This window comes from Pseudomonas sp. DSV-1 (assembly GCF_035830915.1).
Classification (GTDB): Bacteria; Pseudomonadota; Gammaproteobacteria; order Pseudomonadales; family Pseudomonadaceae; genus Aquipseudomonas.
Genome location: NZ_JAYMYG010000001.1, coordinates 3,993,948 through 4,004,694, shown reverse-complemented (window position 1 = coordinate 4,004,694; position 10,747 = coordinate 3,993,948). Strand labels below are relative to the sequence as shown.

Below are 10,747 nucleotides of genomic sequence, written 5' to 3'. Positions count from 1 at the left end.
TGGCTTGAAGGAAGTAATTCAGGTGAACGCGCATGAGCGACTTGCAGTTGGACGACGTTAAAACTGACGAAAACGCGGCCATGGTGTTGCTGGTGGACGATCAGGCAATGATCGGCGAAGCCGTGCGCCGTGGGTTGGCCCTTGAGCAGAACATTGATTTTCACTTTTGTGCGGACCCGCATCAGGCCATTGCTCAGGCCATCCGCATCAAGCCCACGGTGATCTTGCAGGATCTGGTGATGCCGGGTCTGGACGGGCTGAGCCTGGTGCGCGAGTACCGCAATCACCCTGCGACCCAGAACATCCCGATCATCGTGCTTTCCACCAAAGAAGACCCGCTGATCAAGAGCGCGGCGTTTTCGGCGGGGGCCAATGATTACCTGGTGAAACTGCCGGACAACATCGAGCTGGTGGCGCGGATCCGCTATCACTCGCGGTCCTACATGACACTGTTGCAGCGGGATGCCGCCTACCGTGCGCTACGGGTCAGCCAGCAGCAGTTGCTGGACACCAACCTGGTGCTGCAGCGGCTGATGAATTCCGACGGCCTGACCGGACTGTCCAACCGTCGGCACTTCGATGAGTACCTGGAGCTGGAGTGGCGCCGAGCCCTGCGCGAGCAAACCCAGTTGTCGTTGCTGATGATCGATGTTGATTACTTCAAGTCCTACAACGACACCTTTGGTCATCTGGACGGTGATGAAGCGTTGCGCAAGGTGGCAGGGGCCATTCGTGATGCCAGCAGCCGACCGTCTGACTTGCCGGCCCGCTACGGTGGCGAGGAGTTTGCCATCGTGCTGCCCAATACGTCCCAGGGTGGCGCCCGACTGGTGGCTGAAAAACTGCGGATGTCGGTTGAAGCCATGAACATTCCGCACATTTCGCCGGTCGCTGGCAGCAGCCTGACCATCAGCATTGGTCTGTCGACCATGACCCCGCAGCAGAACAGCAACTGCCGCGAGCTGATTTCGGCAGCGGACAAGGGGCTTTATCTGGCCAAGAAGAATGGGCGTAATCGGGTGGGGATTGAGTAGAGGGGCGAGGTACGCCGATCTTTGTAGTCGCTGACGAGCCGTGCGAGGCTGCGTTCGGTTTGGTGCGCCACTGCGACGCAGCAGTCGTTCGGATATAACGAGGACTACGGTGTTAACTGGAATACCGAGTACATATCCGGCATTTGGTTCTAACTGAAAGATTGGTTTCGCTCTTACAGCGAGTCCCTTTTTGAAGGACCAAAAAGGAACCAAAAAGTCCTCGCCCCAGCGTACGGCCTTCGCTTCGCTCAGGTTCCCTCGTTCCGGCCCCGCTCCGTGGGCCCGCCGTGACGGGCCGTCCCTGGCCCAACACTGCTCTCCCGGCATCCATGCCGGTCGACCCACTGCGCAGAACCTCCTCTCGGCCTCCCGAAGGGGCGGGCAGATCAACAGCAAACCCGCCGAGGCGGCCAACCGGCCGGCCTGTTTTGTGTAAGTGTGCGCTGCTCAATCTGTAGTCGCTGACGAGCCGTGCGAGGCTGCGTCCGGTTTGGTGCGCCACTGCGACGCAGCAGTCGTAAAACCGGACACAGCGGTCTTTCAGGTATATCCCGGACTCAGGTTTTACGGTCGCTTCGCAACCGGACGCAGCCTCGTTCTACTCGTCAGCTGCTACAGATTTTGCGCGGGGTTCTGTGACGCATTTTTAAGAGTGAAACCCATCTTTCAGTTGGACGGCAATGCTGGATATGTACTCGGTATTGCAGTGAAAACCACCGAGTACAAACCCAATCGATGCATCACTTACCCGGCACGTTCCAGCAATGAGTCCACCACGGCGCGCGCCATTTCGACCGAGTGCACCATCGACCAGATCAGGCCGCGTTCAACACCGCTGCCCAACTCGGTAATGTCATCACTGGTTTGTTCCGCGCAGAGCAAAAGCAATGAAACATGGGCCAGCGCATCCTGTGCGCTGATACCGGCACGCAAGGTGAACATGGGTTGCAAGGTCGAATCGACCGGGCCGAAGGCACGTTCGGTGGTCGCGGGAAGGGTTGAAACAATCGTGGGGGGCTGGGGCTTTAAATGCTTTGAGTACGCGGGTTTGGGTAGTTTTAAGGGTTTGAAGTGTCGGCAAGTTGGGGATTTTTTTTTCAAGAGGTGAAAGCTCCGTTGGTTAATTACCGTGTGCTTGATTAGCTTCGGACTTCCACTTCCGTCCGCTGAAAGGTCAGCGAAGAGCGCACACTAAAGCTCCGTTTTTCCAAGGTGCAAGCTGATCTGGACCGGGGACAAACTTCCAGGATCTAGCCTTCACCGGAAAGAGGAAATCTCTGACGGAATGCGTCAATAAGCTATTACCCCTGATCATCTGTGAGCGAGATCGTTCGAGATTGGATCGGTGCGGTTTATCTGCACTTTCCTGCCCAGAACCCCGCCAGGCGGGCTGCTGATACGCTCTGTTTACGGTATACTCCCCGGCTTTGTAAAAATCGCCTACGAGTGCCGCCAGCCATGGAAATCAACCCGATCCTTAACAGCATCAAGGACCTGTCAGAGCGCTCCGAAACCATTCGGGGGTATCTTTGACTACGATCAAAAGCATGAGCGTCTGACTGAAGTCAATCGCGAGCTTGAAGATCCGAGTGTCTGGAACAACCCTTCGTACGCCCAGGAACTGGGGCGCGAGCGCTCCCTGCTGGCGCAGATCGTTGAAACCCTCGATGAGATGCACACGGGTCTGGCCGACGCCAAAGACCTGCTGCTGATGTCTGCCGAGGAAGAAGATCAGGCCGCTGTAGATGACGTTGCCGCTGAAGTGGAACGTCTGCGCGAAGCCCTTGAAAAACTCGAATTCCGCCGCATGTTCAGCGGTGAGATGGATGCCAACAACGCTTACCTGGACATCCAGGCCGGCTCCGGTGGCACCGAAGCGCAAGACTGGGCCAATATCCTGTTGCGGATGTATTTGCGTTGGGCCGACAAGCGCGGCTTCGATGCCACCATCATGGAATTGTCTGCCGGTGAAGTGGCCGGGATCAAAGGCGCAACCGTACACATCAAAGGCGAATACGCGTTTGGTTGGTTGCGTACCGAGATTGGCGTCCATCGTCTGGTTCGCAAAAGCCCGTACGACTCGGGCAACCGTCGTCACACCTCGTTCTCGGCTGTATTCGTTTCGCCGGAAATCGACGACAACATCGAAATCGACATCAACCCCTCCGACCTGCGGATCGACACCTATCGTTCCTCCGGTGCGGGTGGTCAGCACGTAAACACCACCGACTCGGCCGTACGTATCACTCACGTACCGACCAACACCGTGGTGAGCTGCCAGAACGAACGTTCGCAGCATGCGAACAAAGACACCGCGATGAAAATGCTGCGGGCGCGTCTTTACGAGCAGGAAATCCAGAAGCGCAATGCCGCTTCCCAGGCCCTGGAAGACACCAAGTCGGACATTGGCTGGGGTCATCAGATCCGCTCGTACGTACTCGACGCCTCGCGTATCAAGGATTTGCGTACCAACATCGAACGCAGCGATTGCGACAAGGTGCTCGACGGCGATATCGACGAATACCTGGTAGCCAGCCTGAAACAAGGGCTGTAAGTCGCGCAACAAAACGTGTGCGAAGCCAGTGCGATGCCCACAAGGCGCGCTAAAGCCCGCTTCCCCCTGCCGCCAGGCGGGGGCAACGAACCTGTGATGGAATTTTTAAAGACATGAGCGACCAACAACTCGACCCGCAAGACCTGCAACAGGAAGAAAACGCCCTGATCGCCCTGCGCAAGGAAAAACTTGCAGCCGAGCGCACCAAGGGCAATGCCTTCCCGAATGACTTCCGCCGTGACAACTACTGCGCCGACCTGCAGAAGAAGTACGCCGAAGCCACCAAGGAAGAGCTGGCTGAAGCCGCCATCCCGGTCAAGGTTGCTGGTCGCATCATGCTTAACCGTGGCTCGTTCATGGTGATCCAGGACATGACCGGTCGCATCCAGGTCTACGTCAACCGCAAGACCCTGCCGGAAGAAACCCTGGCCGAAGTGAAAACCTGGGACCTGGGCGACATCATCGCCGCCGAAGGCACCCTGGCCCGCTCCGGCAAAGGCGATCTGTACGTTGAAATGACCAACGTGCGCCTGCTGACCAAATCCCTGCGCCCGCTGCCGGACAAGCACCACGGCCTGACCGACACCGAGCAGCGCTATCGCCAGCGTTACGTTGACCTGATCGTCAACGAAGACGTGCGCCACACGTTCCGTGTGCGTTCGCAAGTGATCGCCCACATCCGCAGCTTCCTGATGGCGCGTGATTTCCTTGAAGTGGAAACGCCGATGCTGCAAACCATCCCGGGCGGCGCGGCAGCCAAGCCGTTCGAAACTCACCACAACGCTCTGGACATGGACATGTACCTGCGCATCGCGCCGGAACTGTTCCTCAAGCGTCTGGTAGTGGGTGGTTTTGAGAAAGTGTTCGAGATCAACCGCAACTTCCGTAACGAAGGTGTTTCGACTCGTCACAACCCTGAATTCACCATGTTGGAGTTCTACCAGGCTTACGCCGACTACGAAGACAACATGGACCTGACCGAAGAACTGTTCCGTGAGCTGGCTCAGCTGGTTCTGGGCACGACCGACGTGCCGTACGGCGACAAGGTATTCCACTTTGGCGAACCGTTTGTGCGTCTGTCGGTATTCGACTCGATCCTCAAGTACAACCCTGAGCTGACCGCTGACGACCTGAACGACATCGACAAGGCTCGTGCCATTGCCAAAAAAGCCGGCGCCAAGGTGCTGGGCTTCGAAGGCCTGGGCAAGCTGCAAGTGATGATTTTCGAAGAACTGGTCGAGCACAAGCTGGAGCAGCCGCACTTCATCACCCAGTACCCGTTCGAAGTGTCGCCGCTGGCCCGTCGCAATGACGAGAACCCGAACGTCACTGACCGCTTCGAGCTGTTTATCGGTGGCCGTGAAATCGCCAACGCCTACTCCGAGCTCAACGACGCCGAAGATCAGGCCGAGCGCTTCATGGCGCAGGTTGCTGACAAGGATGCAGGCGACGACGAAGCCATGCACTACGACGCAGACTTCGTACGCGCCCTGGAATACGGCATGCCACCGACTGCCGGTGAAGGTATCGGTATCGACCGTCTGGTGATGTTGTTGACCAACTCGCCGTCGATTCGTGACGTGATCCTGTTCCCGCATATGCGCCCACAAGCGTAACGATGCAGAATAAAAAGCCGCCGTCAAAGGCGGCTTTTTATTGTCTGGCGTTTCCTGTAGTCGCTGCCGCAGGCTGCGAAGGGTTGCGTAGCAAACCGTTTTTTCGAAAACACTGCGGTCCCCTCGCAGCCTTCGGCAGCAACTACAAGGTTCCCATCAGCATTAAAAGGATTTTCCCGTGAATCTCGTCAAGTCTTCCCAGGGCGCAGCAAATGTCGCGGTGGCGCTCGCGCACAGTGTTGAGTATCAGGGCCGCAAGGCCAGCCGCCATGGCAGCGAACAGCGTCGCCAATTGATCCTCGATGCCGCCATGCGCATTGTCGTGCGCGACGGCGTACGTGGTGTGCGCCATCGGGCCGTGGCGGCTGAAGCCGGGGTGCCTCTGTCGGCAACCACTTACTACTTCAAGGACATTGACGATTTGCTCAATGTCACCTTCGCCCAGTATGTGGAACGCAGCGCGGCCTATATGGCCAAGCTATGGCAAAGCACTGAAGGCAAGCTGCGTGAACTGGTGGCCAAGGGCGATGGCAGCCAGCAGTCGCGCGCCATGCTGGCCGACGAGATCGCACAGATGACCGCGCATTACCTTCATCACCAGATGCTGACCCGTCGCGACCAGTTGATGGCCGAGCAGGCCTTTCACCAGGCGGCGTTGATCAACCCCCGGCTGGCGGTGCTGGTACGTGCCCATCAGCAGATTTTCCTGCAGGGCGCCTGTCAGATCTTCGAGGTGCTAGGCTCCAGGCAACCTCGCCAGGATGCCAAAGTCTTGACGGCGATTATCGGTCGGATGGAATATCAGGCCCTACTTGATGGCGCGCAGCCTGAGGCGGATGACGACCGGCTGGCTATTCTTGCGCGTTATATGCACTTGGTGCTGGCCGCTCTATAGAAGGATGCAGGCATGAAAGCTTGGCGCGTGATGCTCATGGCATTGTCGTTTTTAATGTTGAACGGATGCCTGGTGACTTTTAGTCAGGCGCCGTTTGTGGCACAGCCGGCACCTAAACAGCTGCTGGGTAAATGGGTCAGCAAGGACGCCTGGGGGCAAGCCCGCAATCTCGAAATCAGTGCCGTCGACAAAACGCGTTACCAGGCGGTGGTCTATCCCAAGGGCGAGCCCAAGGCCCGTGAGCGTTATGTGTTCATTGTTGCCCGCCACGGCAGTCGCTGGTATGCCTCGGCTGCGATACCGGCCAAACTGGGGGGCAATCACACGCTCAGCGGTTTCGAGTTGACCGATAACGGCGAACTGGTGATCTACGATCTGGACCTGGAGCAAGTCAAGCAGGCCATCGGCCAGTCCGTATTGAACGGCGACCCGGTTGAAACCGCCGAAGGCCCTGGCACCTTGATCAAAAGCCCGTCGGCTGAAGTCTTTGCCTACCTGGACGACCCGGCCAATTCCGACGTATTTGTCGAAGCGGCCCGCTATAAACGTGTGGCCAAGTAACGCTCTTAATTAAAGGAAGCTTCCGGTGGACGACTACCAGCGCACGATACGCACGTTGTCTGACCGCATCGTGCTGGCACAAACACCGATCCGCGTGCTGGATGCGGTGAAGTGGGACGACAGCATCCGCCAAGGCTTTTTAAAGGCCAAGGGCAAGGAAATGCCCGCGGTCAATCGCGACTATTACCTCGGCCGGCCGCTGTCCTTTGATTCGGCGGCGGTGAAGTCCGAGTTTCAGAACATCGAGCGTGATATCACTCGCCAGCTGGGGCAGTTCAACCCGGTCGGACAGATCATGCGCCGTATGTGCAAAGAGTACCGGATGGTGGTGCGCATGCTTGAAGCGCGCGGCACTGAAGATTTCGGTCTGATCTCCCAGGAGTTGTATGGCGCGGCCTCCGACGCGTTCCATGCCGGCGACCCGACCCTGGCCGACCTGGGCCTGATGATGTCCGACTACCTGGACAACATCGACGGGCGTGGCGCGCTCAAGGACGAAGCCAAGACCCTGACGGCCAAGGATGCCGTGAACCTGCTGCAAAGCCGTCTGAACAAGGTGTTTGGCGAGGCCGAAGAGACCATCCGCGTGTTCGAGTCCGACGGCATTGTCGCGGATGCGGCGGCGGGGGCTGATTACATCAAGATCCGCACCGATGCGATGTTCAACGAGCGCGACGTGCGTGCGCTGGAAGTTCACGAAGGGCTGGTGCATGTGGGCACCACGCTCAATGGTCTGAACCAGCCGATCTGCACCTTCCTGTCCAAGGGGCCGCCGTCGTCCACCGTGACCCAGGAGGGGCTGGCGATTCTGATGGAGATCATCACCTTTGCCTCCTACCCCAGCCGCCTGCGCAAACTGACCAACCGCACCCGTGCCATTCATATGGTGGAGGAGGGCGCGGACTTTATGCAGGTGTACGAGTTCTTCCGTGAACAAGGCTTTGAGATGCCAGAAAGCTATGGCAATGCGAGTCGGGTTTTCCGTGGGTCGGTGCCAAACGGCCTGCCATTCACCAAAGACTTGTCCTATCTCAAGGGCTTTATCATGGTTTACAACTACATTCAGCTGGCCGTGCGTAAAGGCAAGCTGGAACAAGTGCCGCTATTGTTCTGTGGCAAAACCACGCTGGAAGACATGCGTACCTTGCGCCAGTTGGTGGATGAAGGATTGGTGGTGGCGCCCAAGTACTTGCCGGATCAGTTCAGGGACATGAACGCGCTCTCGGCCTGGATGTGTTTCTCCAACTTCCTCAACCATTTGAGCCTTGATCGTATCGAAGCGGATTACTCCAACATTTTGTAAGCAACACAAAACCTGTAGTCGCTGCCGAAGGCTGCGAAGGGTTGCGCAGCAAGCCGTTTTTATTGAAGGCCCCACAAACCCCATCGCAGCCTTCGGCAGCGACTACATAGGGTAGCTAGTAAGATGAAAACCCTGGCTGCACTCTGCCTGCTGTTGAGCCTCAGCGGATGCAGTTCATTGCTGTTCTATCCCGAGCCCGGTCTGCCGATCACCCCGACGGCGGCAGGCCTTGAATATCGTGACGTGACCTTGACGGCCGCCGATGGCACGCGCCTGAGTGGCTGGTGGTTGCCGGCCAAAAAAGGTGTACCCCTCAAGGGTACCGTGCTGCATCTGCACGGCAATGGCGGCAACCTGGCCTATCACCTTGGCGCTACTGCGTGGCTGCCAGCCCAGGGCTATCAGGTGCTGATGCTTGATTATCGCGGCTACGGCCTGTCCCAGGGCTCGCCGGGCTTGCCAGGGGTGTATCAGGACATCGACGCGGCGTTCGAGTGGTTGCAGCACCAGCCGCACACCCAGGGCTTGCCGCTGATTGTGCTGGGGCAAAGCCTGGGCGGCGCGATGGGGGTTCACTACCTGAGCGAGCACCCGCAGCAGCGGGCGCGAATCACGGCCATGGTGCTCGATGGCGTTCCGGCCAGTTACCGCGAAGTGGGGCAGTTTGCCTTGAGTACGTCCTGGCTGACCTGGCCGTTGCAAGTGCCGTTATCGTGGCTGGTGCCCGATGCCGACAGTGCCATCTATGCCATGCCGCACATGGGCGGCGTGCCGATGCTGATCTTCCACAGCCTGGATGATCCGGTCGTGCCGCTTTCCAATGGCCTGCGCCTGTATCAAGCTGCGCCCCCGCCCAAGGTGCTGCAACTGACCCGTGGTGGTCACGTACAGACATTTGCCGACCCGACCTGGCGTCAGGTGATGCTGCGCTACCTGGATGACCCCCAACATTTCAATGGCGTGCGGCGACTGGGCGAAATCGCCAATTACCCCGCCTCACCGAACACCGAACGTGAACCCGAGAGCCAACAATGAGTGAAGAACGCAACGCCATCCCCCTGATCATTACGGGTGTCTGCAGCATCATCGGCACCGTGGGGGCCCTGTGGTACTACGGCTACCTGCACTTCGCCAAGCCTGAAGACGCCTTGCTGCTCAGTGACTACACCATGCTCAAGACCATCCCGGGCGAAGACTATAAAGTCTCCCTCACTCCGGCCAATCAGGTGGCGAAGTGCATTGACGGCATCATCGTGTTGTTCGATACCGAACAAAAAGGCCTGACCGGGGTACTGGTCAACAACAAGAAACAGGCGGTGCGTTGCCTGGACCAGGAAGCACCGAAGCTGCAGCAGTAAAGCGCCACAGTTGTGGATTTATCTGCGCCCAAAAAAAGCCCCGCTTGATCACTCAGGCGGGGCTTTTTTACAGGGGGTTACTGCATCGAGGAGCGCGGTGCTACAGGCTGGTTGTCATTGGAGATGGTCACTTCAACGCGACGGTTCTGGGCACGGCCCGAATCGGTGCTGTTGCTCGCGACAGGGTATTCCTTGCCATAGCCCTGAGCCACGATGCGGGTCGGGTCTACGCCTTTGCGCACCAGTGCATTACGCACCGATTCAGCACGGCGCTCAGACAACGTCTGGTTGAAAGCTGCCGAACCGACACTGTCGGTGTAACCCTCGACAATCACCTTGCGGTCCGGGTTCTGGATCAGGTACTCGGCCAGGGTATTGATATTGCGCATGCCGTTGGGCTGCAGGTCGGACTTGCCGAACTGGAACAGCACATCACCAAAGGTGACCAGCGTGCCGCGCTCGGTTTGCTTGGCGTTCATGCCCTTGAGTTGCTTGATCTGCGCATCACGGGCATCAAGCAATGCCTGGTTACGGGCTGCGCCTGCGTTCTTCAGGTTGTTTTCAGCGGTGCGCAACGCGATGGTTTGCTTGGCCACTTCAACACGCTGATTGGTCAGGTAAGCCAGTTGATCAACCTTGGACTCGTCTTCCTTGTTCAGGTAAGCCTTCTCGGCCTTGTCCAGCCATTCGCTGGCGTCCTTGGTTTCCAGCGCTGCAACCTTGGTCGACTCAGGGTTGGTTTGCAGGGCCGAGAAGTTGGTCTTGGCGTTTTCCAGGTTGACGTTCGGCTGATGCGAGCACGCCGCCAGGCCAACGCTCAGAGCTAACAGGGCGGGGATCATTACTGTATTGCGCATGATATTTAGTCCTTTCTATCGATTAGGAGTGCTGTGTCGCCAGGTGCAGTCAAAAAGGGGCAGCGTTTATTGAACGCTGCGCATGCCTTCCTGACGCAGTTGCTGAACGGCATTCTGAGCATCCTGAACGGCCTTCTCTGCCTTGGCGGCCTGGGCTTTGCGCTCTGCTACGCGAGCGTCCCATTCCGCTTGCTCGGAGAGACGACGGGCTTCATCGTATTTTTTGTCATGCATGGCCAGCTCGGCCTGCTTGAGCTTGTCCTGAGCCGACTTCATTTCTACCGGTGCATATTCAGTAGCGCCTGCGCTCACGGCGTTGTTCACGGCCGATTGGGTCACGGCGTACTGCTCTGACGGTGGATTGCCAGCACAACCGGCCAAAACGAAGCTGGTGCCGATTGCCAGCGCAGCCAGTTTTAGCCCGCGCAGGCGAGGGGAGGTGGTTTTGACAGTGCGGGTCATCATGGTCTTCAACTCCATTGGGAAACTCCTTAATAACAGCTAATTCCATCACGACTGGTGGCGTCACCCGGAGTGTTGGAACACGAGTTCCAGCGGTGATGGTTAAT

The 10,747-nt window shown here is 58.1% G+C and carries 11 protein-coding genes; 8 read left to right on the top strand and 3 right to left on the bottom strand.

The genetic code is table 11. The features are described 5' to 3' along the window. The first annotated feature begins 32 nt into the window (after positions 1–32). Positions 33–1,034 carry a response regulator gene (locus VSQ83_RS18735; RefSeq protein ID WP_133077761.1) on the top strand — a complete coding sequence of 334 codons (1,002 nt, stop codon included), beginning with the start codon at positions 33–35 and terminating at the stop codon, positions 1,032–1,034. A gap of 744 nt (positions 1,035–1,778) precedes the next feature. Here the strand turns inward: VSQ83_RS18735 and VSQ83_RS26820 are convergent. Continuing rightward, positions 1,779–2,135, bottom strand: a complete 357-nt coding sequence (locus tag VSQ83_RS26820; protein WP_442800239.1) for a DUF3077 domain-containing protein — start codon at positions 2,133–2,135, stop codon at positions 1,779–1,781. Between the two features lie 357 nt (positions 2,136–2,492). On the opposite strand from VSQ83_RS26820, the gene prfB reads away from it, so the two are divergent. The 7 genes from prfB to VSQ83_RS18695 all read left to right on the top strand — a co-directional run bounded on the left by prfB (position 2,493) and on the right by VSQ83_RS18695 (position 9,321). Continuing rightward, positions 2,493–3,588 (top strand): peptide chain release factor 2 gene (prfB, locus tag VSQ83_RS18725; protein ID WP_133077759.1). Its coding sequence is split into 2 segments (ribosomal slippage): positions 2,493–2,564 and positions 2,566–3,588, totalling 1,095 coding nucleotides; the frame shifts between segments, so codons are not numbered across the junction. 113 nt (positions 3,589–3,701) lie between these two features. Beyond that, positions 3,702–5,204 (top strand): lysine--tRNA ligase, encoded by a 1,503-nt coding sequence (gene lysS, locus VSQ83_RS18720; protein WP_133077758.1) that lies wholly within the window; start codon positions 3,702–3,704, stop codon positions 5,202–5,204. Positions 5,205–5,382: 178 nt separating this feature from the next. Then, a complete protein-coding gene (locus VSQ83_RS18715; RefSeq protein WP_326427322.1) occupies positions 5,383–6,099 on the top strand; it encodes a TetR/AcrR family transcriptional regulator in 717 nt (238 codons plus the stop codon). A 12-nt stretch (positions 6,100–6,111) separates the two neighbouring features. Further along, positions 6,112–6,660, top strand: a complete 549-nt coding sequence (locus tag VSQ83_RS18710; RefSeq protein ID WP_326427321.1) for a hypothetical protein — start codon at positions 6,112–6,114, stop codon at positions 6,658–6,660. Positions 6,661–6,685: 25 nt separating this feature from the next. Continuing rightward, a complete protein-coding gene (locus VSQ83_RS18705; protein ID WP_133077755.1) occupies positions 6,686–7,963 on the top strand; it encodes a flavohemoglobin expression-modulating QEGLA motif protein in 1,278 nt (425 codons plus the stop codon). A gap of 123 nt (positions 7,964–8,086) precedes the next feature. After that, entirely contained in the window at positions 8,087–8,998 is a 912-nt protein-coding gene (locus tag VSQ83_RS18700; protein ID WP_326427320.1) for an alpha/beta hydrolase, read from the top strand. After that, entirely contained in the window at positions 8,995–9,321 is a 327-nt protein-coding gene (locus VSQ83_RS18695) for a hypothetical protein (RefSeq protein ID WP_326427319.1), read from the top strand. The genes VSQ83_RS18700 and VSQ83_RS18695 overlap by 4 nt, the downstream gene beginning before the upstream one ends. A gap of 77 nt (positions 9,322–9,398) precedes the next feature. Here the strand turns inward: VSQ83_RS18695 and VSQ83_RS18690 are convergent, their stop codons facing one another. Continuing rightward, entirely contained in the window at positions 9,399–10,178 is a 780-nt protein-coding gene (locus tag VSQ83_RS18690) for an OmpA family protein (RefSeq protein WP_133077753.1), read from the bottom strand. Positions 10,179–10,244: 66 nt separating this feature from the next. Then, positions 10,245–10,658 (bottom strand): DUF4398 domain-containing protein, encoded by a 414-nt coding sequence (locus tag VSQ83_RS18685; protein WP_019822131.1) that lies wholly within the window; start codon positions 10,656–10,658, stop codon positions 10,245–10,247. Positions 10,659–10,747 lie beyond the last annotated feature (89 nt).

Excerpts from the sequence above, each read along its gene's own strand:
- VSQ83_RS18735 (WP_133077761.1), top strand. The coding sequence starts at position 33 with ATGAGCGACTTGCAGTTGGACGACGTTAAAACTGACGAAAACGCGGCC.
- lysS (WP_133077758.1), top strand. The coding sequence starts at position 3,702 with ATGAGCGACCAACAACTCGACCCGCAAGACCTGCAACAGGAAGAAAAC.
- VSQ83_RS18710 (WP_326427321.1), top strand. The coding sequence starts at position 6,112 with ATGAAAGCTTGGCGCGTGATGCTCATGGCATTGTCGTTTTTAATGTTG.
- VSQ83_RS18700 (WP_326427320.1), top strand. The coding sequence starts at position 8,087 with ATGAAAACCCTGGCTGCACTCTGCCTGCTGTTGAGCCTCAGCGGATGC.
- VSQ83_RS18695 (WP_326427319.1), top strand. The coding sequence starts at position 8,995 with ATGAGTGAAGAACGCAACGCCATCCCCCTGATCATTACGGGTGTCTGC.
- VSQ83_RS18690 (WP_133077753.1), bottom strand. The coding sequence starts at position 10,178 with ATGCGCAATACAGTAATGATCCCCGCCCTGTTAGCTCTGAGCGTTGGC.
- VSQ83_RS18685 (WP_019822131.1), bottom strand. The coding sequence starts at position 10,658 with ATGGAGTTGAAGACCATGATGACCCGCACTGTCAAAACCACCTCCCCT.